Origin of the sequence: Bacillus aquiflavi (assembly GCF_019915265.1) — a bacterium.
GTDB lineage: Bacteria > Bacillota > Bacilli > Bacillales > Cytobacillaceae > Bacillus_BT > Bacillus_BT aquiflavi.
Genome location: NZ_CP082780.1, coordinates 1,560,789 through 1,587,781, shown reverse-complemented (window position 1 = coordinate 1,587,781; position 26,993 = coordinate 1,560,789). Strand labels below are relative to the sequence as shown.

The 26,993-nt window shown below is 35.7% G+C and carries 29 protein-coding genes, 1 pseudogene and 1 riboswitch; of the genes and pseudogenes, 3 read left to right on the top strand and 27 right to left on the bottom strand.

Annotated elements, in window-relative coordinates; all coding sequences use genetic code 11:
* Window positions 1-62: 62 nt before the first annotated feature.
* The 3 genes from K6959_RS07850 to ku all read right to left on the bottom strand — a co-directional run bounded on the left by K6959_RS07850 (window position 63) and on the right by ku (window position 2,344).
* A complete protein-coding gene (locus tag K6959_RS07850; RefSeq protein WP_163241278.1) occupies window positions 63-617 on the bottom strand; it encodes a glycerol-3-phosphate responsive antiterminator in 555 nt (184 codons plus the stop codon).
* Between the two features lie 22 nt (window positions 618-639).
* Window positions 640-1,296: a phosphatase PAP2 family protein gene (locus tag K6959_RS07845; protein WP_262421924.1), complete on the bottom strand. Its 657-nt coding sequence runs from the start codon at window positions 1,294-1,296 to the stop codon at window positions 640-642.
* 214 nt (window positions 1,297-1,510) lie between these two features.
* Window positions 1,511-2,344 carry a non-homologous end joining protein Ku gene (gene ku, locus K6959_RS07840; RefSeq protein WP_223088105.1) on the bottom strand — a complete coding sequence of 278 codons (834 nt, stop codon included), beginning with the start codon at window positions 2,342-2,344 and terminating at the stop codon, window positions 1,511-1,513.
* A gap of 191 nt (window positions 2,345-2,535) precedes the next feature.
* Between ku and K6959_RS07835 the strand changes: the two genes are divergently transcribed.
* Complete coding sequence (locus K6959_RS07835; protein WP_223088103.1) at window positions 2,536-3,480, top strand: ATP-dependent DNA ligase; 945 nt, start codon at window positions 2,536-2,538, stop codon at window positions 3,478-3,480.
* A 107-nt stretch (window positions 3,481-3,587) separates the two neighbouring features.
* Window positions 3,588-4,736 (top strand): DNA ligase D, encoded by a 1,149-nt coding sequence (ligD, locus tag K6959_RS07830; RefSeq protein WP_262421975.1) that lies wholly within the window; start codon window positions 3,588-3,590, stop codon window positions 4,734-4,736.
* 41 nt (window positions 4,737-4,777) lie between these two features.
* On the opposite strand, the gene K6959_RS07825 is transcribed toward ligD, so the two are convergent.
* Window positions 4,778-5,320, bottom strand: coding sequence for a GNAT family N-acetyltransferase (locus tag K6959_RS07825; RefSeq protein ID WP_163241271.1), 543 nt, complete (start codon window positions 5,318-5,320; stop codon window positions 4,778-4,780).
* A 297-nt stretch (window positions 5,321-5,617) separates the two neighbouring features.
* Window positions 5,618-7,069 (bottom strand): aminotransferase-like domain-containing protein, encoded by a 1,452-nt coding sequence (locus tag K6959_RS07820; protein WP_163241269.1) that lies wholly within the window; start codon window positions 7,067-7,069, stop codon window positions 5,618-5,620.
* A gap of 142 nt (window positions 7,070-7,211) precedes the next feature.
* Here K6959_RS07820 and K6959_RS07815 point away from each other — a divergent pair, with 142 nt between their 5' ends.
* Entirely contained in the window at window positions 7,212-7,829 is a 618-nt protein-coding gene (locus tag K6959_RS07815) for a LysE/ArgO family amino acid transporter (RefSeq protein WP_163241267.1), read from the top strand.
* A 245-nt stretch (window positions 7,830-8,074) separates the two neighbouring features.
* On the opposite strand, the gene K6959_RS07810 is transcribed toward K6959_RS07815, so the two are convergent.
* The 22 genes and pseudogenes from K6959_RS07810 to K6959_RS07705 form a co-directional block, all read right to left on the bottom strand.
* Complete coding sequence (locus K6959_RS07810; RefSeq protein WP_374058347.1) at window positions 8,075-9,376, bottom strand: NCS2 family permease; 1,302 nt, start codon at window positions 9,374-9,376, stop codon at window positions 8,075-8,077.
* A 531-nt stretch (window positions 9,377-9,907) separates the two neighbouring features.
* Window positions 9,908-10,210 (bottom strand): SDR family oxidoreductase, encoded by a 303-nt coding sequence (locus tag K6959_RS18995; RefSeq protein ID WP_262421923.1) that lies wholly within the window; start codon window positions 10,208-10,210, stop codon window positions 9,908-9,910.
* A complete protein-coding gene (locus K6959_RS18990) occupies window positions 10,119-11,063 on the bottom strand; it encodes an SDR family NAD(P)-dependent oxidoreductase (RefSeq protein WP_262421922.1) in 945 nt (314 codons plus the stop codon). The genes K6959_RS18995 and K6959_RS18990 overlap by 92 nt, the downstream gene beginning before the upstream one ends.
* Before the next feature lie 295 nt (window positions 11,064-11,358).
* Entirely contained in the window at window positions 11,359-11,826 is a 468-nt protein-coding gene (ribH, locus tag K6959_RS07795) for a 6,7-dimethyl-8-ribityllumazine synthase (protein WP_223088102.1), read from the bottom strand.
* A gap of 20 nt (window positions 11,827-11,846) precedes the next feature.
* The gene (locus K6959_RS07790) at window positions 11,847-13,040 is read right to left on the bottom strand and encodes a bifunctional 3,4-dihydroxy-2-butanone-4-phosphate synthase/GTP cyclohydrolase II (protein ID WP_163241263.1); all 1,194 of its coding nucleotides are present in this window, start codon (window positions 13,038-13,040) and stop codon (window positions 11,847-11,849) included.
* A 17-nt stretch (window positions 13,041-13,057) separates the two neighbouring features.
* Window positions 13,058-13,711, bottom strand: coding sequence for a riboflavin synthase (gene ribE / locus K6959_RS07785; RefSeq protein ID WP_163241261.1), 654 nt, complete (start codon window positions 13,709-13,711; stop codon window positions 13,058-13,060).
* A complete protein-coding gene (ribD, locus tag K6959_RS07780; protein WP_163241259.1) occupies window positions 13,712-14,812 on the bottom strand; it encodes a bifunctional diaminohydroxyphosphoribosylaminopyrimidine deaminase/5-amino-6-(5-phosphoribosylamino)uracil reductase RibD in 1,101 nt (366 codons plus the stop codon). It abuts the gene before it with no gap.
* Window positions 14,813-14,947: 135 nt separating this feature from the next.
* Window positions 14,948-15,095: riboswitch (FMN riboswitch) on the bottom strand.
* Between the two features lie 204 nt (window positions 15,096-15,299).
* Complete coding sequence (locus tag K6959_RS07775) at window positions 15,300-16,445, bottom strand: hypothetical protein (RefSeq protein ID WP_223088101.1); 1,146 nt, start codon at window positions 16,443-16,445, stop codon at window positions 15,300-15,302.
* 63 nt (window positions 16,446-16,508) lie between these two features.
* Entirely contained in the window at window positions 16,509-16,835 is a 327-nt protein-coding gene (locus K6959_RS07770; RefSeq protein WP_223088099.1) for a hypothetical protein, read from the bottom strand.
* Window positions 16,836-17,081: 246 nt separating this feature from the next.
* Window positions 17,082-17,657, bottom strand: a complete 576-nt coding sequence (locus K6959_RS07765) for a hypothetical protein (protein ID WP_223088098.1) — start codon at window positions 17,655-17,657, stop codon at window positions 17,082-17,084.
* A 17-nt stretch (window positions 17,658-17,674) separates the two neighbouring features.
* The gene (locus K6959_RS07760; protein ID WP_223088096.1) at window positions 17,675-18,499 is read right to left on the bottom strand and encodes an alpha/beta hydrolase family protein; all 825 of its coding nucleotides are present in this window, start codon (window positions 18,497-18,499) and stop codon (window positions 17,675-17,677) included.
* Window positions 18,492-18,785 carry a hypothetical protein gene (locus tag K6959_RS07755; protein ID WP_223088094.1) on the bottom strand — a complete coding sequence of 98 codons (294 nt, stop codon included), beginning with the start codon at window positions 18,783-18,785 and terminating at the stop codon, window positions 18,492-18,494. Before K6959_RS07755 ends, K6959_RS07760 begins: the two co-directional genes overlap by 8 nt.
* 292 nt (window positions 18,786-19,077) lie before the next feature.
* Entirely contained in the window at window positions 19,078-19,230 is a 153-nt protein-coding gene (locus K6959_RS07750; RefSeq protein ID WP_163243580.1) for a hypothetical protein, read from the bottom strand.
* 22 nt (window positions 19,231-19,252) lie between these two features.
* Window positions 19,253-20,116, bottom strand: coding sequence for a hypothetical protein (locus K6959_RS07745; protein ID WP_223088093.1), 864 nt, complete (start codon window positions 20,114-20,116; stop codon window positions 19,253-19,255).
* Between the two features lie 428 nt (window positions 20,117-20,544).
* Window positions 20,545-21,027, bottom strand: coding sequence for an alpha/beta hydrolase family protein (locus tag K6959_RS07740; protein ID WP_223088092.1), 483 nt, complete (start codon window positions 21,025-21,027; stop codon window positions 20,545-20,547).
* A 58-nt stretch (window positions 21,028-21,085) separates the two neighbouring features.
* Window positions 21,086-21,808: a hypothetical protein gene (locus K6959_RS07735; RefSeq protein ID WP_223088091.1), complete on the bottom strand. Its 723-nt coding sequence runs from the start codon at window positions 21,806-21,808 to the stop codon at window positions 21,086-21,088.
* Between the two features lie 5 nt (window positions 21,809-21,813).
* A complete protein-coding gene (locus tag K6959_RS07730; RefSeq protein WP_223088089.1) occupies window positions 21,814-22,461 on the bottom strand; it encodes a hypothetical protein in 648 nt (215 codons plus the stop codon).
* Window positions 22,442-22,768: a DUF4176 domain-containing protein gene (locus tag K6959_RS07725; protein ID WP_262421921.1), complete on the bottom strand. Its 327-nt coding sequence runs from the start codon at window positions 22,766-22,768 to the stop codon at window positions 22,442-22,444. Before K6959_RS07725 ends, K6959_RS07730 begins: the two co-directional genes overlap by 20 nt.
* A gap of 1,006 nt (window positions 22,769-23,774) precedes the next feature.
* Window positions 23,775-25,350, bottom strand: a pseudogene (tnpC, locus tag K6959_RS20000) (IS66 family transposase).
* 73 nt (window positions 25,351-25,423) lie between these two features.
* The gene (gene tnpB / locus K6959_RS07715) at window positions 25,424-25,777 is read right to left on the bottom strand and encodes an IS66 family insertion sequence element accessory protein TnpB (protein ID WP_262421973.1); all 354 of its coding nucleotides are present in this window, start codon (window positions 25,775-25,777) and stop codon (window positions 25,424-25,426) included.
* Window positions 25,774-25,968, bottom strand: a complete 195-nt coding sequence (locus tag K6959_RS07710) for a hypothetical protein (RefSeq protein WP_163240371.1) — start codon at window positions 25,966-25,968, stop codon at window positions 25,774-25,776. Before K6959_RS07710 ends, tnpB begins: the two co-directional genes overlap by 4 nt.
* A gap of 658 nt (window positions 25,969-26,626) precedes the next feature.
* Window positions 26,627-26,983, bottom strand: coding sequence for a hypothetical protein (locus tag K6959_RS07705; protein ID WP_223088086.1), 357 nt, complete (start codon window positions 26,981-26,983; stop codon window positions 26,627-26,629).
* Window positions 26,984-26,993: the final 10 nt, after the last annotated feature.

Below are 26,993 nucleotides of genomic sequence, written 5' to 3'. Positions count from 1 at the left end.
AATATTTTTACATGACTAAAAAAAGGGGAACTGATTAAAAGTAATTCCCCTCGGCGGCTATGTTAATAACGTTTAGCGAAAGAATCCCAAAGTTCTGTTTTCGATGTAGTAATTGCGGTTGCTCCTGCATCAAGCGCATTTTGGACTTCTTTTACAGAACGAATAAGCCCGCCTGCTAATATAGGAACCCCAACTCTTTCTTGCACTTCAGTGATCATCCACGGCATCCCCCCTGGCAATACTTCAATTAAATCAGGCTTTGTTTTCTCAACTAGACGATAGCTTTTTTCTAACGCATGAGAATCAATTAAGAATATCCGTTGAACTGCAAGTACACCTTTTCGCTTTGCTGTTAAAATAACATTTGCTTTCGTCGAGATCAGTCCAAATGGTTTGAATTCCTGACAAATATACTCAGTCGCAAAATCATCATTTTTTAAACCATGAATTAGATCAACATGATAAAGAAGCTTTTTGCCGTGTGCCTTTGCCATTGCGCACACATTTTTCAATTGAGAAATATGCATTTCTAAAAAAACACCAATGTGGTAAGGGCTTTGTAAAAACCGTTCAAACTCCTTCATATTAGAAGAAGCAGGTAATATTTTTTGATTCACGTTTCTCGTCTCCCATTTTTTATTATCTATTTTTTCTATATTTATAAAAACGAAATATTAAAATACAAATAAGAAGCCATGCACCGCCAGCTACAAAACCGCTGACGACATCACTCGGGAAATGGACTCCTAAATAGATACGGCTTAGTCCTATCATAATGATAAACAGGAATAAAAATAAAGTACTAATTAAATTGATTACTTTACTTCGTGAAAGGTGAAGAATTAAATAAGCAACTGAGCTATAAAAAATAAATGCTCCCATTGAATGACCACTCGGAAAACTAAATCCTTGCGCTTCTATTATAGGGAAAATATCTGGTCTTTCCCGTTTAAAAAGCCATTTTAACCATCTATTAAAGAACGCCCCAAAACCAGAAGCCAATATGACAAACAAACCGAGCGCAAATTTTCGCTGAAAAAAAAAAATAAGTGCGATCACAATAACTGCTGTCGTTAACCATTTAATCGAGCCAAAAAAAGTGATCCCTTTCATGACATTTGTCAAGCTTGGTGAAACGAACTGCTGTACAAACGAAATGATGCTTTGATCAAACTGTGCAAGCTTCTGTGCTTTCATTCCATTCACAAGTAAAATAAACAGAATGATAAAAAAAAGGAGTACAGCAACGATGATGCCCAAATAAACTAAATTCTTTTTCTTCATCATGTTGTTCATTGAAGTCATCCTTTATAATTGGGGTTATTAATGATAAACATATCATAAAACCGATCCTTTGAGAGATCGGTTTCGTTCACAAACGCATACACATCGTGATCGGCAATATAGAATTTCTCAATAAGCTAATCAATCCTATCTTGCATTCATTCCCGCCTCGTGCGGTGCACCTCAGTTAACAATCGTTAATCCTGTACTGGATCAGACTATTGGACTATGCATTTTTCTTTGTTTTTTTTGTCACTGCTTTTTTCCGTTTCGTTACTGTTTTCTTCGGCTGTGTTCGATCAATCGAAGCTTGGAGAGCAGCCATTAAATCCGTTACGTTTGCTGGCGCCTCTTTTTCAATTGGAGTAACTAATTCTTTTCCAGTCCGTTTTGCCTCAATTAATTCAAGTAATGCTGTCCGATATTCATCTGTATATTTTTCTGGCTTAAACTCTGTCGTTAGTTGATCAATTAGTAAGATTGCTGTATCAAGCTCTTTTTTCGTTACATTACTTTCAACCGGTACATTTGGAACATCCTGCGCTTTGCGAACCTCATCAGGAAAATGAATCGTCTCCATTATTAACGTATTTTCAAAAACACGTAAAACAGCGAGCTGTTCTTTAGATCGAATGATTATTTTTGCTAAACCAACTTTACCAGACTCCTGTAAAGCTTTTCTCAGCAAGGAGTAGGCCTTTACTCCCCCTTCGTTTGGCGACATATAGTAAGACCGATTAAAATAAATCGGATCAATCTCGTTCATCATGACAAAATCGATAATTTCTACAGATTTATCTTCATTTTCTTTTTTTAGTTTATTAAAATCTTCATCATCAAGCACAACAAATTTACCCTTCGTATACTCATATGCCTTCACAAACTCATCGGTTTTTACATCTTTACCACAAGTAGGGCAAACTTTTTCGTATTTTATCGGTGAATGGCATTCTTTATGCAATGTCCGTAATTTTATATCTTTGTCCTCTGTTGCCGCATGAAGTTTAATTGGAATATTAACAAGTCCAAAACTGATGCTTCCTTTCCAAATTGTATGCATTTGTATATCTCCATTCTTTAAATTTACTTATTTTTAATGTGGATAAATAATAATAAACCATTCATTAAAAAGGATGGAAAAGATAGAAATTGCTGTGATGCTCAAGCTAATTTCTGGATGATAATGAGTTTTATTTCTTAAATTGGTTAAAATGAATAATAGCTAAAATATTTTGCCGAAGGAGCTTTTGTATGAAATTTAATCCCATCATTCCTTTTGAACCTATTCCTTCAGACAAAATACCACTAGGTGCTGAATGGATATCACAGGTTAAATGGGATGGAGTGAGAGTGCTAACAAATTTTGACGGACAGGAAGTAAAGTTATTTAATCGAAAACTGAACGAACGTACAAATATTTTTCCTGAACTAACAAAGATAAATTCTTATACATCGGCAAAATCAGTCATTTTAGATGGAGAAGTTGTCGCTCTCGGTAAAGATGGGAAGCCATCTTTTCACGAAGTGATGAAACGTGATGGGATTAGACGGATAGATCGTGTCAAAGCTGTGATGAACACAGTGCCAATTTACTATATGATTTTCGATGTTGTTTTTTATAATGGCAATTGGATGCACAACGAACCGCTGAAAGAAAGATTGAACGTACTTTCTAAAATTATTGAACAAAATGAGCACATTCAAATCGTTCCTATCCAAGATGATGGACATACACTTTTTGAAGTAGTGAAACAATATAATCTTGAAGGAATCGTTTGTAAAAATATGAACAGTAAATACGTCATAAACGGAAAAAATGCTAATTGGCAAAAAATAAAAAATTATAAAGATATGATCGCTGTAATTGGCGGGGTTACTTATCGGTCAGGAATCGTAAATTCAATATTACTCGGTCTATATAATGAGCATCATCAGCTTTTGTATATCGGACATGCCGGTACAGGAAAACTGACAGCAGCTGAATGGCAACAGCTTACAAAGATCATCGAACCATTAAAAATAAACAATCGTCCTTTTATTAACGAACCCGAAAGAATGCATAAAGTACAATGGCTTCAACCGGCCCTGACTGTTAAAGTGCAATATATCGAATGGCCCGAAGGACGTTCACTTAGACAGCCAAGTATTCAAGCTTTTGTTGATCAAGACCCGAAAAAATGTACACTAAATGAATAAAAAAGGAAGAGACATATGCAAAAAAATTTCCCTGCAAAAAACAGAAAATATAAAGGTTTTTTTTTCTCTTAGGATGGAATACAGAAAAAGAATATTTTCTTGCTGGTATAAAGAAAGGGGACGAGATTGTTCAAATTGGAACATTTCACCGCGGATTAAAGGACAGTGAAAAAAAATCATTAATTCAAGCTATTATGAGAAATCGTGAAAAAATAGAAGATAATACAGTGTTTGTCAATCCAGGAATATGTATAGAATTAACGTTTCAAGCAATCGAAAACGATCAATTAGTTAATACTTATTTTCACTCCTTTCAATTTGAACTGACTTGGGAGCAATGTACTTGGGAAAAGCTTATTTTAACGAATCATCCAGTTCAAAGTGAAATAAAGATGACCCATCCAGAAAAGATCATATGGGAAAAACTCGATATGAATAAAGAAAAATATCTTGCCTATTTAATTCAAATATCACCATTTTTCCTGCCCTTTTTAAAACAAAGAGCATTAACAATTATTCGTTATCCGCACGGAATTCCAGGAGAGTCGTTCTACCAAAAGAACTGTCCGGACTACGCCCCAAGCTTTATTAAAACAGAAGAAATAGAAGGAAATCATTATATTATTTGTAATGAATTATCCACTTTGCTTTGGCTGGGAAATCAATTGGCAATAGAATTTCATGTCCCTTATCAAACAATTGATACTGAAAGACCGATAGAAATTGTCTTTGATTTAGATCCGCCGAATCGATCTAGCTTTCCGTTGGCAATAAAAGCTGCAAAGGAAATGAAGAAAATTTTCGACAGCTTTGATATCGTCAGTTATCCGAAACTTTCAGGAAGTAAAGGAATCCAAATCCATATACCACTCTGTAAAAATTGTTTAACGTACGAGGAAACAAGAATCTTTACATCCTTTATTGCAAATTATTTAGTCGAAAAATTTCCAAATGAATTTACAGTTGAAAGAATGAAAAAAAATCGGGGTGGTAAACTTTACATTGACTATGTCCAGCATGCAAAAGGAAAGACGATTATCTGCCCTTATTCAACGAGAGGAAAGGAAGAAGCAACTGTCGCAGCACCACTTTACTGGGAAGAAGTAAACGAAAAGTTAAAAATTGAAACATACAATATTCCTTTTGTACTTGATCGCCTTGCAAATATGGAATGTCCGATGAGTGATTTTTTTAAACAAAAAAACAAATCATTATTAACGATCATTTCCTCGCTTAAAAAGGAAATGATCAAATAGTCCCCCACCATTATTTATACATTTATAGGCGGGGGGTGTATTTACTTTTTCCATTCGTTAGCGAGCATTCCATAAACAACATGGTCTACATAATGGTCATATAACCATTCTGCTTGTCTAATGCAGCCTTCGTTCACAAATCCTAATCTTTCGGGAATACTTCTACTTTTTTTATTTTCGACGGCAGCCCAAATTTCAATCTTATTTAACTTCAACTCATGAAAGGCATAATCGGTTAATGCTTTAGCTACCTTCGTCATAATCCCATTTCCTTGATATTTTTCTCCTAACCAGTAACCAATATATGCAGTTTTGTTAGCCCAATTTATTTTATTATAACCAGCTACACCAACAATATCGCCTTTAAATAAAATAGCAGTGTTCATGCTTTCACTTTCGGCAAAGCTTTTTAAACTAGTTTTTATATACTCCTTTGTATGTTCAAGCTTCGTAGTATCGTCCAGCCAAGGAAGCCATTCTTGTAAATAATCTCTTGATTCATTTGTTAAAGTAAATATCCTTTCTGCATCATGTAATTGGACTAACTTTAAAGAAAGATTCTCATCAATTTTATGAATAAACATGAAACCCCTCCAAATCATGTGAGCTTTATTTTAAAAACCAGTTTAGCAAATTATTGGTGATTTAAATAGAGAATCATATGATTTATTTTAAAGTTTTCTAATTTAACAGATGACTAGATTACTGCACGAATTAAATCTTAGAAAAAACTTAAAGAGATTTCTCTTAAAACTTTCTCTAAATTTGTCGCAAATCTAATATAAATCGATTCCATTGAACTGTCTTTCCCTACGTAACCTTCCTAAAACTATATCAGCGTTTTTTATAGTCTGAGGGGTTTTTTACATTATTTTTGAAATCTATTCCAGGGTTTTTATTATCTCTGCTAATTTTCGCATCCCAAATTCAATTTGTTTTAATGACGCGTGAGAGTAGGAAATTCGGATACAGCATTCACTTCCAGCTTGATCGTATAAATGACCTGGGTTGAGAAGAATTCCGGCTTTTAATGCTTGATCAAATAGACGGCGAAATGAAAAAGGCTGACATAAACGGAGCCAGATGTAAAATCCTCCTTTGGGAACATTCCAAGTAGCAATTTCCGAGAAATAATTCTTTAATGCATTAAGCATTGTATCGCGACGAATTTTTAGCTCGGCTCTTAACTTATTTAAATGCTCAACATATATACCGCTAGAATACCATTGTGCAGCTACAATTTGAGATAACGAGCTTGATCCATAATCCGTCTGCATTTTAATATCTGCAAGTCGATTTATCACTTGTTCTAGCCCTACGATCCAACCTATTCTTAAGCCTGGACTAACAGATTTAGACATACTTCCTACATAGAGAACATTGCCGTTATGATCATTCGCCTTTAAAGGGCTTGGAGGCGGATGATCAATCCATAAATCTCGATAAACATCATCTTCGATCACAGGAAGTCTTTCCTCTTGACATACAGAAATAAGCTCTTTTCGTCTCGATTCCGTCATCATGATTCCAGTTGGGTTATGGAAAGAGGGAATCGTATATAATAACGCCCCATTCGTTTCTTTTTTATATTTTTGTATTAACGAAATTTCCATCCCCTCTTTGTCCATTGGAATCCCATATAACTTCATCCCCGCAGATTGAAAGACATGAATCGAATAGAGATATGAAGGCTTTTCGAGAAGTATCGTTGAACCTTTTTTTAATAGACCGATAGAAACTAATTGCAATGCTTGCAGAGCACCGGAAACGATCAAAATTGAAGACGGGGACGTATGAATGTTTAACCCCTTTAAATATTTCGCTAATTGCTCCCGCAGCAATAAGTTTCCCTTTGGTTCTTCATATCCTAAAAATATCCCTTTTCGAGAAGCTTTTTGAAAAATATGTTCCAATTGGACAGCTGGTAACAACTGTGGTGAAAGCTCCCCTGTTCCAAGGCGAATAATATGAGGATGAAACTCCGCTTCGTTAATTCGTTGGATCATTGCTCTATTCGGTTGATAAATTCCTGAACTTACGTATGTATTCCAGTCAGGTGTTGGTGACGATGCTAGTAGATTCCACGTATTATTAACTACCTTTGTTCCGCCTCCAGTCTTCCCCGCAATTAATCCACTCGCTGCAAGCTCTTCAAAAGCTGTCACAACAGTACTTCTGTTAACACCAAATGCTTTTGCTAAAGCTCGTTGCGATGGAATTCTCGTTCCAATCGGCCATTCTCCATTTAAAATTTTTTCTTTTATATAATCTTCAATTTGCTTATGAAGAGGAGTATGAGAAAGACGATTCGGTTTCCATCCTGTATTTGTCATTTTTTACCTCCTTATCTTTTCATTACACCAATTATAATATTTGGTTGGTTTGTTTTCCATCCAAAATGGATGGATACAAATAAAGCTTTTTTTACTAAAATGAAACGCATGAAAGAAACGTTTTGAACGGAGGAAGTAAATAATGACAAATGTAATCATGCATGGAATTATTCTCGCTTTTGGTCTAATTTTGCCTTTAGGTGTGCAAAATATCTTTATATTTAATCAAGGAGCTAGTCAACCTTCACTAATACACGCCTTTCCAGTCATTATAACAGCAGCTCTATGTGATACACTCTTAATTCTTCTTGCTGTTTTAGGTGTTTCGGCTATCGTCCTCACATTTTCTTTGTTAAAAACAGTACTGCTTGGACTTGGTGTTATTTTCCTCGGTTATATGGGAGGAGTCATTTGGAAAAGTGAAACAAAACTTAACGAAGCTAACAGCGAACGCATCTCCACTAAAAAACAAGTGCTATTTGCAATCTCTGTTTCTGTACTAAATCCTCATGCAATCATCGATATAATAGGCGTCATCGGAACAAATTCATTAAATTATTCAGGTGAGGCAAAGTGGGTATTTACTTTTTCTACTATTTTAGTATCTTGGATTTGGTTTTTCGGCTTGGCAATTGGGGGGAAAATGCTCGGAAATATTGATAAAACAGGGCGTCTTATTCATATTATTAACAAAATTTCAGCATTCATTATTTGGTCGATTGCTTTATATTTGCTGAAAAGCTTTTTTGAAAGCTTCTGATTTCCCGCAAAAATGAGAAGTCCTTTAAGATGATATTTAAAGCAACTGCCCAGAAGACTACTTGAAAACACTTTTCAGTCGAGGTACGTAGCATAAAGCGAAGGCAAATAGAACATGGGATACATAGGTTTGTTTGTAAAGAGTATGAAAGGACTTCAAAAACGAGAAGTCCTTTCATTAATCATCTAGCAAAAATAAATAACAGTGTTAGAGTATATTTGTTATTTTTTAATTGCGTTACGAATTTAGCTGTTCATCATAACGATAAAATTAGCGAGAAACAAGCAAGCAATAATATAAAGAGTGAATGAAACCTCGCGCGCTTTGCCAATTGCTACTTTTAACAGCGGATATAAAATAAACCCAACAGCGATTCCATCTGCAATACTATACGTAAACGGAATCATCGCAATGATAAAAAAAGCAGGGAAGCTTTCACTTAAATCTTTTAAATCAAGATGACGAATATTTTGTAGCATTAATCCTCCGATAATCATTAAAATCGGTGCGATTGCACTGTCTGGAATAAGCTTAATGACAGGAATAAAAAACGCAGACAATAAAAATAGCATTGCAGTTGTTACTGATGTTAATCCTGTTCGTCCTCCAGCTGCCAAACTAGCAGCAGTCTCAACTGTTGAAACAGTTGGGCTAGTGCCAAATAAACCAGAAAGCATTGCTGAGACGGAGTTTGCTTGAAACGCCTTTGCAAATTTATCAGGTCGTTTTATAAACTGAACATGCCCATGCACTGTGCCGATATTTTCAAAAACAATGACCATCGTCAGTGAAAAAACAGCCACCCAGAAGGACAATTTAAAGATACTTTTAAAAGAAAAGGCAGCAAATACAGATGTATAATCAGCAAGCGTAAATGATTGTATGGAAAAACCGGTCATATCAATTGTCCCAAATAAAAGTGCGATTACCGTACCGCTCAGCATGCTAATAAGAAAATTTCCACGGACATTTCTCATAAAAAGCACAATTGCAACGATAAACGTAAAAATTGTCGCAAGCACTTGAGGATGACTAAGATCACCTAGTGCAATGATTGAATTTGTGCCCCGCTCGACAATGCCGCCCTTTTCAAGACCGATCAACATTAAAAATAAGCCTAATCCGACAGTAATTGCTTCTTTTAATGACTTTGGAATCGCAGCGCTTAATTTCTTTGCATAACGAGAAAAAGCGATGAAAGTAAAGATGACTCCAGAAACAAAAACGACTCCTAATGCTTCCTGCCAGGATAAACCAAGCGATTGAACTAGCGTATAAGAAAAAAGTGCATTAATTCCCATCCCGGGAACGAGCAAAATCGGAACGTTTGCCCAAAAACCCATCAATAAACAGCCAACAACCGATGACAATATCGTCGCTATAATTGCTCCTTCAAGCGGAATACCCGCCTCAGATAAAATGAGTGAATTTACAGCAATAATATAAACAATTGCAAAATAACCGACTGTTCCTGCGGTCAATTCTTTCTTAACAGATGTATCATTTTTTGATAACTGAAAAGAACGTTCTAACCACTTTTGCAGCATCTTGTATCATATCCAGTATCATAATTCCCTCTCCCTACCCACTCATCATAAAAAAATAATAGATGAGCCACAAATACATATTTTATCAAAATTTTTATACGATGCCAATAAATGAAGCTTGGTGTCTAATAATAGTAGATATTTGATCATTACGAACAAATGATCTATAACATAAGAAACGTTTGTTCGCATTTGATTGCCAAGAAGGTTTCATAGCATTCCCGACATTAATAGCGTTAGCGTTTAGCATGCATTGGTAAATCAATAACTGTTCCTTTTTACCGTGCTGATAACATTTTAGAATAGAACCACACTTCGGACAGTATAGGAGGTAGAGATGTTATCTTCACAATAATCGATAATTATCTTCGCCCTCTATTATATCAAGGATCCCTATATTTGGGTGATTTAGCATATTTAATGAATTCATCATATACCTTTTATTCTGATATCTGACGTAAAAGCATAATACCAAGGGTACTAAGCATAATAGATATAGATCAACTTTTTCATAAATATCCCCACCAATCTTTACCAAGCAATGGGCTGGCGATTACGAAAATAACCACCATTTGGCCCCTCTTCATTCAATGTTGCTAACCAAACAGCGGTATCTGCACCTTCTTCGACTGTGCTAGGTGCATCAGATCCTCCCATATCGGTTTGAACTCTTCCAGGACAAACTGCGTTAACTTTGATTCCCATATCAGCCACATCTTGAGCTACTAAACATGTTAAGGCGTTAAGCATAGTTTTGGTGATTCGATAGGCGGGCGAAGATCCCCCTAATTGACGTGCTAGGGTATGGTTTTGAATAGATCCTTGACCGCACATAATTTCGGAAGGCCCCTAGACCAGATGATAAATTGACAATTCTCCCATAATTCTGTTGTTTCATAATAGGAACTACGGCCTGTGTGATTCGTAAAGCACCAAAAAAGTTGGTTTCAAAAGTTTCTTTGACTACTAACTCCTCAACTTCTAAAACGGAAACTCCCCTGTCAAGAATAATTCCAGCATTATTCACAAGTACATCCAATCGGCCATACTTATTTGCTATTTGATTTATTATCTCTTCGATGTTTCCGCTATCATTTACATCGATTACTTGCAGATCCGCCATCAATCCATTACTTCTAAAGTCCATTACAACTTTTTCTCCCTTTTCTGCATCTCTACATCCGATTAGGACATGGGATCCTTGTGAGGCTAATTGACGGGATATCTCTCGCCCAATCCCACGATTTCCTCCTGTAACTATAGCAACTTTATGATCTTGTTTGTTTACTAAATTAATCATTTTACCGATCTCCGTATTTGATTTGTTTTTTAGATTTTTGACTATATCCATAAGCTGAGACTCTGCTTTGCGTAAGTTCTCAAATTGTTCCCTAATTTCAGTTAGTTTCAGTTCACCCTTTCTGATACCATTTTGGATACAAGCTTCTTTGTTTTCATCCCATGAACAGTGAAACAAATCAGCAATTTCATTAGTTTTTAAACCCATACTTAGATAAAACTGAATCATTCGAATCTGTTCAATATCGATTTCGCTATATTGACGATACCCATTATCTAACCGATTTGGCTTCAAAAGTTGTTTTTCTTCGTAATACCGCAGAGACCGAAGACTTACACCCGTTTTCCGAGCTAATTCACTAATATGAATGATAATCACTTCTTTCACATGTCTTAATTTAGTTTTACTATAAACCTTCACATCATGTGAAGATCAAGTATTTTATTCAATGAATAACAAATCAAATAAAGGTTAATGTAAATGTTTACAGTGTGATCAAACAACTTAAATAAAAAAGTATTCAGATCTCGTATGAGCACAATTCCACACGATAATCTGAATACCCAAAAAAAGCAGGCCAAGCATTTATCATGATTAACCTTTTGATTTATAAACAAAAAGCTGAATAAAAAAATGACAGATTCCCAAATGGGTAAACCTGTCATTTTTTTCCTTTGCAAAGTTATGCTAATTGGCGATATAAGTTTGCCATTTCGATTGCTCCGACTGCTGCCTCCCAGCCTTTATTTCCGGCCTTCGTACCTGCACGCTCAATCGCCTGCTCGATCGTATCCGTTGTTAATACCCCAAAAATAACAGGAATTCCACTCTGCATACTTGTTGCTGCTACTCCTTTTGCCACCTCACTGCTAACGTATTCAAAATGCGGAGTAGCTCCTCTAATAACTGTTCCTAAAGTAATAACAGCATCAAATGAACCAGATTCGGCAAATTTTTTTGCTGTTAACGGAATCTCAAATGCGCCTGGAACCCAAACGATTGTTACATCTTCTTCGTTTACTCCGTGTCTTTTCAGCGCATCCTCTGCTCCGCTTAACAATTTACTCGTGATAAATTCGTTAAATCTTGATACTACAATTGCTACTTTTAACCCTGTCCCTACTAAATGACCTTCTATTGTTTTTTTCATTTTTTCCACTCTCCCAAAAATTATAAATGAAGTAAATGTCCTAGCTTTTGTTGTTTTGTTTGTAAATAACGTTTATTTTCTGCTTTAAATGGCAGTTCAAGAGGAACCCTTTCTATCACTTCTAATCCGTAGCCATTTAAGCCCGCAATTTTGCGCGGATTGTTTGTTAATAAGCGCATTTTAGTAATTCCTAGTTCACGAAGGATTTGTGCTCCAATCCCATAATCTCGTAAATCAGCGGCAAATCCCAATTTATTGTTTGCTTCAACTGTGTCATAGCCCTCCTCTTGAAGCTTATATGCTTTTAGTTTGTTAATAAGTCCAATTCCTCGGCCTTCCTGTCTCATATAAAGAAGGACACCACGGCCTTCTGCTTCAATTTGGGTTAGCGCTGCTTCAAGCTGTGGACCGCAATCACAGCGGTTTGAACCGAACACATCACCTGTTAAACATTCCGAATGGACCCGCACTAGTACAGGTTCGGCTCCAGAAATATCACCTTTAATAATAGCAACATGCTCCTTTTGATCAATAATCGATGTATATCCGACTGCACGGAATGCTCCGTATTCAGTGGGTAATTTAATTTCAACTTCTCTTTTGACTAGTGAATCTTTTTGCATCCGAAAATGAATTAAATCTTTTATCGTAATCATTTTCAAATTGAACTTTTTCGAGATTTCGATTAACTCAGGAACTCTCGCCATCGTCCCGTCGTCCTTCATAATTTCACAAATAACACCTACAGGCTTTACACCGCAAAGCTTTGCCAAATCAACGGCTGCTTCTGTATGACCAGCTCTTCTAAGGACGCCCCCCTCTTTTGCGACGAGTGGGAAAATGTGACCTGGCCGTCGAAAATCACTTGATGTTGAATTTTCATCAAGAAGCTTCTGCACTGTTAACGAACGTTCAAAAGCACTAATTCCTGTTGTCGTGTCTATGTGATCAATACTAACGGTGAAAGCCGTTTCGTGGGCATCAGTATTCACCTCAGTCATCGGCTTTAAGGCAAATTTTTGTGCCGTGTCAGAATCAAGTGGAACGCAAATTAGCCCACGGCCTTCCTTTGCCATAAAATTAATCGCCTCAGGAGTTGCAAACTCACCTAATACGACAAAATCACCTTCATTTTCTCTATCTTCATCATCGCAAACGATAATCGGTTTTCCTTTTTTTAATTCCTCTAGTGCTTCTTCAATCTTATGGAACAATTTTTGTCACCCTTTCGTTATGCAAAACCATTTTCCTTAAGGAAGTCAACTGTCATTTTACTTTTATGAGTGGAATCTTCAGTTTTTTTCGCAAGTGCTAATTGAACATATTTCGCTAACATGTCAAATTCAATGTTCACTTTGTCACCTATATTTTTCATTCCTAAAATGGTTTCATTTGCCGTGTGAGGAATGAGCGAAACGGTAACAAATTCATCATTTACACCAAAGGTTGTTAATGATGTTCCATCAATCCCGATTGATCCTTTCTCCATCACGTAAGCTTGCCCTGTTTCAGGTATACTTATGTCAATGTAAATAGCATTTTCTTTCGCTTCTTTTCGTAAAATGACACCTGTTCCATCAATATGGCCGGTAACAAAATGACCTCCAAATCTGCCGTTAGCCGCAAGTGCCCGTTCAAGGTTTACGAAAGAACCATTTTTTAAAGACGCTAAAGATGTTGAATGAAACGTTTCTGGCATAACATCGACTGTAAATAATTGACTAGAAAAGCTTGTTACGGTTAAGCAGACACCATTCACGGCAATGCTGTCGCCTAATTTTACATCCTCTAATATTTTCATCGCTTGAATCGTCATCTGCAATGAGTTTCCATTTTTTATTATTTTTTGAACAGTGCCGATTTCTTCAACTATTCCTGTAAACATTTATACATCACTGTCCTTTTCTCTCGGTATTGCTGTAATCTTTAAATCAGATCCAATCTTTTCTATAGAAATAAATGTTAATTTTTCTGCTTCCTTCATTACAGTTGCCCCATTCCCACCGATCACAGGAAATGACTGTTTACCGCCAATGAGAAGGGGTGCAACATAAAAGATGATTTGTTGATACACTTGTTCCTTTATAAAGGATGCGTGCACTTCCCCTCCTCCTTCAACGAGTAGGGACATAATGTTTTTCTTTCCTAATTCAAATAATACGTCTTGGAGAGAGATTGTTTTACTTGAAAGGGAAATGACCTCAACTCCTTTTTGTTTTAAGGCGTATTTTTTCTGAGTATCAATATTTTCCCCTGTGATAATAATTGTTTTAGCTGAACGATCTTCGACAATACGGGCGTTAAGCGGTGTCCGCAATTGTGTATCTAATATAATTCGATTGGGATTTTTTCCACCTCGGGGTAGTCTGGTGGTTAGGAGTGGATCGTCTGTTAAAACTGTGTTAATGCCAACAAGAATGGCATCATGCTTATGCCTTAATTCATGAACGTCTAACCGCGCTTCCGATGATGTAATCCATTTGCTATCACCAGAGCTTGCTGCTGTTTTACCGTCTAAAGAAAGCCCAGCTTTCAGCGTAACAAAAGGCTGTCTTGTTTTAATAAAGTGGAAAAAAGGTTTATTCATGTTGTCTGCTTCACCTTTACATAAACCTACTTCTACTTCAATTCCTGCACTTCGTAACCTTTCGATCCCTTTTCCTGCAACTAGCGGATTCGGATCTTGTGTTGCGACTATGACTCTTTTAATGCCCGCTTCAATAATCAGCTCGGTACATGGAGGTGTTTTACCATGATGGCTGCAAGGCTCCAATGTAACATATAAATCTGAGCCACTCGCCTCAACACCAGCCGCACGGATTGCATGTACTTCTGCATGCGGTGTCCCAGCTCGTAAATGAGCCCCCATCCCTAAAATATTTCCGTTTTTTACAACTACTGCTCCAACTAACGGATTCGGACTAGTTTGGCCCTCAGCTGCCCGAGCAAGTGAAAGAGCAAGCTTCATATATTCATACTCTTGCATCGAAATATCCATCCCGCCTTTTTATCTTTAGTTTTTACGCAGACAACAAACGAAAACCCCCGTATAGACGAAGACGGGGGTAATGAAAGCATGATGGAATAGACGTTAAAAAAGCTATTTTTTAACGTTTCTCACTCATTCCTTCTCCCATCCAGACTTTTACTGTCGGCTTTGGAATTACACCAAATCAGCCGTTTTTGAACGTTCAAAAACGGGTCACGGGCTGAGAGGAATTCTCCTCATTACCGCCGGTTGGGAATTGCACCCGACCCCGAAGGAAAAACTATTCAATTATAGAAAGTGCTGACCGCCATTAAAATTATATTAAAATCGTTCATGTTTTAATATTCTACTAAAAGCTTGTCAGTCTTTAATGGTTTAAATTTTAACAGCATCATAATAAAAAAGCAAGTATTCAAACTGTTATAAAATACAGATCATCAATCGTAATCTTTTTTGTTTCACCCCAATGCACTCCTCCTTAACTTTAAAACCAATCTAAATCAACGACATAAGCTGTCGGATTCTTTTTATCCTTCTGCAAATCAATGATGACGTTAGTTGAACCGGCATTGCCAACGATAGGGGCATGATAACTTAAACTTAGGATTATAAAATCCTTATTAAAATATAAGATATGTGCATGTTTTACACCTGCAGCACTTTTAAAGCCCGACTCTTTCGCTATTTTTTTAAAACTAATTTTGAATTCCGCTTCGTACGCGTCGTTACCGGCCATATAGTTTTCAATTGTTTGAATCCGTTGAATGCCGTCGGATAAAGGATCTTCTAGCCCATTAATATACACATATTTGCCATCTTCACTTAAATAATCTTCTTCACCAATTTCTTTTAGCTGCTTATCTTTTCTGTCATATACGAAGCGATGTCTGAAAGACTTTTCATACCTATGATCATTCTTTACATTAGAGAATAAATCATGAAATTCATCGAGTTCTCCGCTAGCTAACGTTTTATTAAATGTCGCTGGATCGGTACTTGTCGGTACGATACGCGATAAATCTTGTTTAATAAAAAGAGCAATAGATTTATTTAATTTTTCTTCCGGATTTTTATTTACTAAATATATAACGAAATGATCATCATTCACACTAAAAAGATTAAAAATTAACGGATCTTCAGGGTTGAGTTTAAATTTTTCCATAAGTTCAGGTAAATCTAATATTGTTTCTTTCTGTCTTGTTTTAACGTACAATTGATTTTTCTCCTCTAACTTTAATGTTGGGAGGTTGAATTCATCCTTATTCGCGATTTGTTGTTCTATTTTATCTGTTAATTCATCATTTTCCCATAAATTATAAAAGGTTTTCTCTACATCTTTTGTATAAAATAACGGTTCATAAAATGTTTTTAAGTCATCTTCCTTATTGTAATGAAAAGAAATTTCTTTATCATCTCTACTTCCATTACTTTTTGTATACACATGTATCCCATTAACGTCATACAAAAAATTATATCCGCTCCCCGGCAGCTTACCCCTTAAAAATTCAGACAACGCTGGGCTATCCTTTGTTGGAAAGCCTTTTTTATATGTCACTTTACTAGCTCCACAGCTGACAAAAAAGAATGAAGAGATGAGCAATATACTTATCAGTACAGCTATTTTTCTCAATCTACTCACCCCACTACTCTTGTTGTGTTTTATTTATTTGCCCTTCAAAATTTACACACTTCATTAATAAACACTCATATCTAGCTCTACTATGTAGGCTGTCGGGTTCTTTTTTTCCTTCTGCAAATCTATCATCACATTAGTTGAACCGGCATCTCCAGCAATAGCTGCATAATAATTTAAGTTTAAAACAACATAATCTTTATTAAAGTAAACAATTTTAGCTATCCCTACATCTACAGCACCTTTAATGTCACCCTTTTTTGCGATTTTTTTAAAACTAATTTTGAATTCCGCTTCGTACGTGTCGTTACCAGCCATATAGTTTTCAATTGTTTGAATCCGTTGAACTCCATCTTCCAGTTTTCTTTTTGCTCCATTAAGATACACATATTTGCCATCTTCACTTAAATAATCTTCTTCACCAATTTCTTTTAGCTGCTTATCTTTTCTGTCATATACGAAGCGATAGATGAATGTTTTTTCAAACCTATGATCACTTTTTACATTAGAAAATAAATCATGAAATTCATCAAGTTCTCCGCTAGCTAACGTTTTATTAAATGCCTCTGGATCGGTACTTGTCGGTACGATACGCGATAAATCTTGTTTAATAAAAAGAGCAACATATTTTATTTAACTTTTCTTCCTGATTAAAATTTTTAAATATACAATAAAATGATCATCATTCATATTATACAGATTAAAAACTAACTCATCATCTGGCTTAAGTTTAAATTTTTCCATAAGCTCAGGTAAATCTAATATTGTTTCTTTCTGTCTTGTTTTAACGTACAATTGATTTTTCTCCTCTAACTTTAATGTTGGGAGGTTAAATTCATCCTTATTAGCAATTTGTTGTTCTATCTTATCTGTGAATTCACCATTTCCCCATAAATTATTAAAGGTTTTCTCTACATCTTTTGTATAAAATAACGGCTCATAAAATGTTTTTAAGTCATCTCCATCATGAAAATGAAACATAATTTCCCTATCATCTTCATTCAGATTTATTCCTGTATATACATACATCCCATTAACATCATAGAGAAGATTATAACTACTACTAGCCATCTCACCTCCTAAAAATTCAGACAACGCTGGGCTATCCTTTGTTGGAAAGCCCTTCACATATATGACTTTATTTCCACAGCCAATAAGTAGGAGTGAAGAAATAAACAACATGCAAATGACGACAGCTTTTTTTCTCAACCTTTTCACCCCTTTGCTTACTCTTGTTGTGTTTTATTTACTTTTTTAATTAATTCGATAAACTCCTCATTCTCTATTTCATAAATATGAGGCGGCTTCGTGGGGCGAAACCCTCCTCCATCAACTTTATATGATAAACGCTGATCAATTAACGCTCCTAAGGACTTTGCTTGTTGACTTTTTACTGAAACAGCGCCATCTTGTGATGATTTAGTTCCAAGCCAACCTGCTAAATCATAGCCCGCTACCGCAGTTATATCCATTTCCTCCAGTTTTCGATACACTTCTGGATTTGCCGCTTTCAAATAAGTCATCTCCTCGCTTAACGCTTCGCTCGTCATATCAGTATAAACATTACTATGTTCGATTCCTTTATCTACTCGTCTATTTTCTGGATTTGGATCTACATATCCACTATATTGAGTTGGCTCTTTATCAACTAATTTCTGTACCCATTTCCAGCGTAAAATGGAGACGTTATTCCCGAGCTTGCCCATCGTATTTTTATCGTACGGTGTCCCAATTGTCGTTATGCTTCGCACTTGATCAGGGTAGTCCATCGCAAATTGGAAAAACCTTCGCCCACCATAACTATGGGCAAACAAATCAATCTTTGTCGTTTCGTTCACTAATCCCATTTCCGTCAATCTTTTCGCTACATCGTCACTCGTTTCTTGACGGTGTTCGTTTTTATGTTCAGTATCGTAAACGATATGGAGACGTCCTTGTTTATTCTTAAATTCATCTGCTAATCTTAATTTTTCAAATTCCTTAAATTCCTTTATTCCTCCATCTTCATTTACTACAAAATATTCATTCTTTCCTTTCCTCATTTCACGCATAATTACATCGCCTGGTTGAGCCGCTTTCTTCGCACTTTTGATAAAATCTTCCCCGTTCGATTCGATCCCGTGCACATAGACTGAGACATTTTTTTAAGCCAGAAAAGTCGCCTTTTACATTGTTTACTGAGTTGTATAATCGTGTAATGTCATTTAATGCTTGGCGCAAAGGTGAGCGGTATACACGGACTGTATTTTCAAACTCCATTTCCACTTCATCTACTTCGGCTTTTAGTTCTCGATATACTTGTTGAATGTAGTCTATATCATCTATCATAAATGACATTTTATTTCTTTCCTCGAAGGGGACATCAACTTTCATATATTTTTTTTTATTACGTCATCCCGACAATCTTCTAAATGTTCAATCCAACTATTAATCTTCCCTTTTATCTCTCCTGCATCGAAAGTAATCGTATCTTTGTTTGCATTGGCTGTTAAGCTTGTGTGATTAAGTTTGTTCCATTTTTTCGAGAATGCTTGTTTAAGTAAATTCGAACCGGTTTCGGTGATGATTTCATTTGCTTCGACTTGATGCTTATTGATTTTAGCAAATGGTGTGGTCTTACTTTGTTGGTTTAGTCTCCTAAAAATTCAGACAACGCTGGGCTATCCTTTGTTGGAAAGCCCTTTACATATGTGACTTTACTAGTATCATAGCGATAAAAAAAGAGGAGCGTACAAGCAAGTAACAAAATACAGATCATCAATCGTAATCTTTTTTGTTTCACCCCAATACACTCCTCCTTAACTTTAAAACCAATCTAAATCAACGACATAAGCTGTCGGATTCTTTTTATCCCCCTGCAAATCAATGATAACGTTAGTTGAACCGGCATCGCCAACGATAGGGGCATGATAATGTAAGCCTAAAATAATATAATCTTTATTAAAATAAACAATTTTAGCTATTCCTACACCTGCAGCACTTTTAATGCCCGCTTCTTTTGCGATTTTTTTAAAACTAATTTTGAATTCCGCTTCGTACGTGTCGTTACCAGCCATATAGTTTTCAATTGTTTGAATCCGTTGAACGCCGTCGGATAAAGGATCTTCTAGCCCATTAATATACACATATTTGCCATCTTCACTTAAATAATCTTCTTCACCAATTTCTTTTAGCTGCTTATCTTTTCTGTCATATACGAAGCGATAGATGAATGTTTTTTTAAACCTATGATCACTTTTTACATTAGAAAATAAATCATGAAATTCATCAAGTTCTCCGCTAGCTAACGTTTTATTAAATGCCTCTGGATCGGTACTTGTCGGTACGATACGCGATAAATCTTGTTTAATAAAAAGGGCTATATAATTGTTTAATTCCTCTTTGTCTATTTCAAGAACGAAATGATCATCATTCACATTATACAGATTAAAAACTAACTCATCATCTGGCTTAAGTTTAAATTTTTCCATAAGCTGAGGTAAATCTAATATTGTTTCTTTCTGTCTTGTTTTAACGTACAATTGATTTTTCTCTTCTAACTTTAATGTTGGGAGGTTAAATTCATCCTTATTCGCGATTTGTTGTTCTATTTTATCTGTTAATTCATCATTTCCCCATAAATTATTAAAGGTTTTCTCTACATCTTTTTGTATAAAATAACGGTTCATAAAATGTTTTTAATTCGTCTTCCTTATTGTAATGAAAAGAAACTTCTTTATAATCTTCATTCCTATTTCTTTTTATATACACACATGAACCCCGTTAACATCATACAAAAAATTATATCCGCTTCCTGGCATCATACCCCTTAAAAATTCAGACAACGCTGGGCTATCCTTTGTTGGAAAGCCCTTCACATATATGACTTTATTTCCACAGCCAATAAGTAGGAGTGAAGAAATAAACAACATGCAAATGACGACAGCTTTTTTTTCTCAACCTTTTCACCCCTTTGCTTACTCTTGTTGTGTTTTATTTACTTTTTTAATTAACTCGATAAACTCCTCATTCTTTATTTCATAAATATGAGGCGGCTTCGTGGGGCGAAACGCTCCTCCATCCACTTTATATGATAAACGCTGATCAATTAACGCTCCTAACGATTCCGCTTGTTGACTTTGTATTGAGACAGCACCATCTTGTGTGATGATTTAGTTCCAAGCCAACCTGCTAAATCATAGCCCGCTACCGCAGTTATATCCATTTCTTCCAGTTTTCGATACACTTCTGGATTTGCCGCTTTCAAATAAGTCATCTCCTCGCTTAACGCTTCGCTCGTCATATCAGTATAAACATTACTATGTTCGATTCCTTTATCTACTCGTCTATTTTCTGGATTTGGATCTACATATCCACTATATTGAGTTGGCTCTTTATCAACTAATTTCTGTACCCATTTCCAGCGTAAAATAGGAACGTTATTCCCGAGCTTGCCCATCGTATTTTTATCGTACGGTGTCCCAATTGTCGTTATGCTTCGCACTTGATCAGGGTAGTCCATCGCAAATTGGAAAAACCTTCGCCCACCATAACTATGGGCAAACAAATCAATCTTTGTCGCTTCGTTCACTAATCCCATTTCCGTCAATCTTTTCGCTACATCGTCACTCGTTTCTTGACGGTGTTCGTTTTTATGTTCAGTCAGTATCGTAAACGATGTGGAGGCGTCCTTCTTTATTTTTAAATTCTGTTTCTAATTTTAATTTATAAAATCCCTCTACTTTATTTATTCCTCCACCTTTTTTAACTACAAAATATTCATTCTTTCCTTTCCTCATTTCACGCATAATTACATCGCCTGGTTGAGCCGCTTTCTTAGCACTTTCAAGAAATTGCTTTCCATTCGATTCGATCCCATGCACATAGACTGACACATTTTTAAAGCCAGAAAAGTCGCCTTTTACATTGTTTACTGAGTTGTATAATCGTGTAATGTCATTTAATGCTTGGCGCAAAGGTGAGCGGTATACACGGACTGTATTTTCAAACTCCATTTCCACTTCATCTACTTCGGCTTTTAGTTCTCGATATACTTGTTGAATGTAGTCTATATCATCTATCATAAATGACATTTTATTTCTTTCCTCGAAGGGGACGTCAACTTTCATATATTTTTTTATTACGTCATCCCGACAATCTTCTAAATGTTCAATCCAACTATTAATCTTCCCTTTTATCTCTTCTGCATCGAAAGTAATCGTATCTTTGTTTGCATTGGCTGTTAAGCTTGTGTGATTAAGTTTGTTCCATTTTTTCGCGAATGCTTGTTTAAGTAAATTCGAACCGGTTTCGGTGATGATTTCATTTGCTTCGACTTGATGCTTATTGAGAATTTGCTTCACGATCTGCTCCCTTGCCATCCTTATCAATCCCCCTTCTTTACACGCTGCATTTGATTTGAGAGTAGGTGATCTACACGCTTTAATTCTTTGACAAGATTTTCGGAATCTCCAATCAATTGTGTGACACGTTCTTTAAATTCATTTATTACAAATTGGATTTTATTCTGCGCCTCTGGCCAAACCTCTGTTACATCACCCCATGGGAAGTCAGTGCTAACGATAATATGATTTAAGAGTGAATGAAAAACTGTCAATATCTCCTCAAAACCAGCAAGGTTAGAGTGGAACGTGCTTGTTGCCTGTTCCAGCGCCGTTGGATCTAATTTAATTTCTGCTTCAACTCTTCCTGCTGAATACGTATATTGACGTTCCGCTCTTGTTGCGATCGGGGGCGCACACCCATTAATACCCTCATCAGTCGTATTTATACCAGCTATAAAGCTTTTGACAGTATCAACAAATAGCATTAATCCGAATGACGCCTCGCTAAAGTAATGAATCTGATCATCCATCTTCTGTTGAAGAGCCTGTGCTGCTGTTCCAGTATGTCGATCAAGCTCTTTCCGAAAATAAACCATCTGTTCGAATACTGTCTGAAACAAACTTTCCAACCTTACAGTTACATGAGAAATATGATCTCTCAATTCTTTATTAAACTGAAAAATCCCCATCATCCGCACCTCTGTTATCCGTACTCTCTGCCTCGATTATTAATGTTTCTAATTGCATTTCCTTTTCATCGACATAACCGTAATGATAGACAACTGCGATATCCGCATGATTAAACATAATAAATTTCTCTTTTGCATCGATAAACCCATTCGGATATTCTACAGCTGCATAATCTCTTATGATCTGATTTGTTTCAGAATATAATTGTCTTCCAACTACTAATAGACGTCTTGCATCCTTTTGTAAGCCAACAACACTTCCTATAGGAAGATATTTTTTTTTTTCGAAAAAAACATAAGCAATCACCTTTCTATCTTTACAAAATCTTTCAAGATTTGATTATTTTCACCTTTTGTCGAAATTATAGCAAATTTTTATGACTAAGTTTGACAAAATAGGTGATTTCACCTAAAACAATGAAAAAGTCATAGACGGAAATATCTAGTCATCATCACAAATAACATTTTTATCGGAAGAAAGTATTTATTCTGTGAGTAACATTAGGTCTTTTTATAGAGCTGAACGTTTCGTTGTCAATCTATGATCGAATGTGCTTTCTATTATTTTTTTGAAAACTGTCGAAAATTCCATAGTATCTTAGGAAAATATTTTAAATAGCATCATTGTTTTCTCAAGGAGTATTAGGGATATAATTTTGTATGAATCCATATGAAGGATTAAATGAGCTTTTTAAAAAATATAACAGAACAATTAAGCGAAGAAATACAGCGTTAAAAACATTCAAGAAGCTATGAAAATTTTGAGGTTCAACAGATTAAATTACAAAACATTGATTATGAAAAGATTGAAACTATCATTGAACGCAATTTACAATATGGTTGGACTTTAACAGGAGAAATGGATGTTCATTTTTTAAACTAACAGATTTTGTGGCAAAATAATTTTTTTAAGTCTTGTTCATAGTAATGTAAAAATTCATTATCGATTTTTTGTTGATTTAATTGTAATAAATCTTTAAATTTTTGAGAAAGGAAAGTATAAAACCATACTTCCTTTACTAATTACCATGATCGAAGGAAAAATTTCAGAGATAACAAAAAGCGATTTATTCGGTTCAAAGTTACTCAATAAGTGAAAAATGGATATTCAGCGAACAAGAAAAAAAGCTGACTATCATTTCCCATTCACGATATAAATATTTATGTAGTAAGATTTTTGCATTTATGAGGTTTTCAGGCGAAAGGGGCTCATTCATCGTAAGCCCGAACTATAAAAATATGCGCACCTTCTGGTGCGCATGACAATTAACCGTATTTCATGATCTTTTTGGTCAAAATACGGCTAATTTCATTTATTTACTACATTCTGCCTTGATCATTTTCGACCATGGCATATATAGATCTAAAATTTCAGGGTTTTGATGGATACTACAATTTGGTAGATCGGTCAAAAGCTTTTTTATATATTCGTAGAAATCGATGCCGTTACTTTTGGCTGTTTTCTGCGATACTCAAACAAATGGCGTTGGCTTTTGCCCCAGCTTCGCTGACCGAAAATAGCCAATTTTTTCTTCCAATGACATTGGGTCGGATGGCATTTTCCGCGGGATTATTATCAATTTCAATCCGGCCATCATATAAGAATGCCTTTAATCCATCAGCTCTATTAAGTGTATATTCTGCCGCCTTCGCAAGGGCATTTTTTCCGAAGAATGGCGATGTTTCAACCCAGTTAAGGAATTCCTCCACTATTGGCTTTGAAAACTTTTTGCGTTTTTTTCTACGTTTACTCGGGGACAAATGTTTAAACTTCCTCTCGAGCCGATACAAATCATCGCAATACTTCACACCAATTCGGCCATTTTTGCTGTCTGCTTTCAGCCAATAACGCCGAACATGAGCCCAACAATTCGCAAAGCTGATTCCTTCAATTTTGTCATATGCAGAATAACCATCACAGATAATCGTTCCTGAATAATCTTCAATAAAACTTTCAAGAACTGAACGTGCACGTGATAATGAACTTTGAAATAGAACTATCGTTGGCCCCTGGCAAGGTATACTTCGGTAGACCCAGTTATAGGCATTGGCTTGACCCGGTTTACCGTCAGAACGATTAATAATTTTTGCATACGTTTCATCAATATGTAAAACGGATTTTTGCCATCATGATCGTTTTCATTCGTTCATAGATAGGAAGTAGCCAATCACCTGCTACACGAATGACCCAATTGGAAAGGTTTTTGTCATTCGTATCCAGTCCATAACGAACCCATTCCTTCACCTGACGGTGAAGGGGTAAGTACTGCACAAATTTATCATAGATAACTTTGGCAAGTACACTGGGACTAGTAATACTGCGTTGAATAACTGGTTGTGGTGCTTTCCCACGTTTTATTTGCGCTGGTTGGGATGAATCCCCCTTACATTTTGTACACCCATAAGCATGTTCAATGTGTTGAATTTTCTTCATCCTTGCTGGAATGAATTCTGCCTCTTCACGTACGATTGTGCTGCCGATCTCAATCATTTGCCCTTGGCAACACTCACAGATTGTATTTTCTGGATGATGATGAATGTCATCTACTTCAATGTCATCATGTAATGAATCGTTTCTTTTTTTCTTTTTTGAACTTTTCGTACAACAGTATAAGAAATCGTCTGTTGGCTTTGTTCTTCTGTGTGCTCAGAATCGCTAAAAGACGAGTCATCATCAAATAAAGAGGCTTGCCCGTCTGGCGCATTGTATTTAGATTTCTCCGTTTTAGAACCATATAAAGCTTTTGTTAGCTGGCGAACTTGCTGTGATAGAGAATCAATCTTCTTCATTAATTCTTTATTTTGCTGGTTCGAATGAGCCAATTGTTCTTCGAGTAATTGAATTAATTTGTCCTTTGAAGAAGAGTCTTTTCCCACAATGTTCACCACTTTTCGTCCATTTTCGTACTCCTATTATAATCATTTTAAACCTTGAAATAAAGGAAAAATAGGTAGAAAAAGTTCAGAACGTGCCTTTTGGCGATGGTTGAATGGCCTTTGGCTGCTGAATGGATAACCCCTCAAGCAACCACCTGAGCTCCTTCTGAGATAGATTACGAACTGCTTGTTCATCTTTAGGCCATTGTAGCTTACCATTGTCCAGTCGTTTATAGAGCATGGCGAAGCCATCCCCATCGAAATACAGACATTTATATCTATCTTTCTTCCATCCGGCAAATAAGAATATAGAGTCGCCATAGGGGTCTAATTCAAAAGAATCTTGAATTAGAGTAGCCAATCCGTCAATCCCCTTCCGCATATCCGTTTTCCCACAGATAATATAGATATTTTTCACATCCGTATAATCATGTTTCACCAATGTTTCAACTCCCTCATGATTGCTTGGATGACGTGCTCCTCTACGCCGTTGAAGAAGGCAATTTCCGCAGCTGCTGTTTTAATCATGCAAGCAGGTTTTGAGGAAAGCTCAGCTGGAACTGAACTAGAAGAATTATTGTTTTCGGTATGTAATGTAACGGGGACAATAGTCAATTTTTGTTGTGGCATTTGAAAAGCACCTCCTTTTTTAATAGATACGCTTATCGTACCAGGAGGTGCTTCTATTTTATATGCGTTGTTTGAATTCGGGCTTACAATTCACACTCTAACATTAGCCCATACGGGGAGTGAACAATTTGGTACCAGTATAAACATATCATTCTCTTATTTTCTCACTCGAATATGATTTAATATAAATTTTTAAAAAAACCTTGGAAGGCATTTAGCCAATCAAGGTTATCGAATTCATTCAAACTATTTATATATTTTAACTGCGCTCTTTATGAAGACCTCTATAATAAAAAATCCAATTAGCTGTTACTATCTCTTTCTTCTATGAATTCTTAAAAACGAATCTTGCAGTTCTCCTTCCGTATCAATAGAATCGAGAAGTAATTTAGGTTCTAACGAACAATCTTTTAAAGTGTACTTCCATCAATTACTCCTAGCATGTTTGAAATAGTATCAATCATAGTTTGTTCAATTAATATATCTTTTTTTTCGTCAGTTAAACTATCGTAAAAACCAATAGCTTTTTTCCAATAATCATCTGTTTTAGAAGTAACATTCGTTGTTTCATACAAGTCTTTGTATAGTTGAAGGTTCTCTTTAACGATAGACTTATAAAGTGATTTAACAAAAATATCATTTATTTTATTTCCTCATTTTAAACTTCGTCAGACATAGCGTCATCGTCATCCTGTAATTCTTCCATAATTTCTTTTAATCGGTCAATATTATTAATAAATTGGTCGTAAGAAATTTCTTGATAATCGAAAATCCCTTCACCATATTCATCACTATCAAATATTCTCACTTCTGCACCTAACTTCAACAAGTTATCAACTAATCCTTTTAAATTTTCCATATCATCAATATCATTTGCATCCGTTTTAGCAAAAAAATCTTTGTTTTCAATTTTATTTTTTATCTCCGCAATTCCTAAACAAGTGTACTTTCTTAAGGGTACTACACATTTACTAAATGTACCATTAGAGCTTATTTTAATTGCCATTTTACTCATCTATGATTCT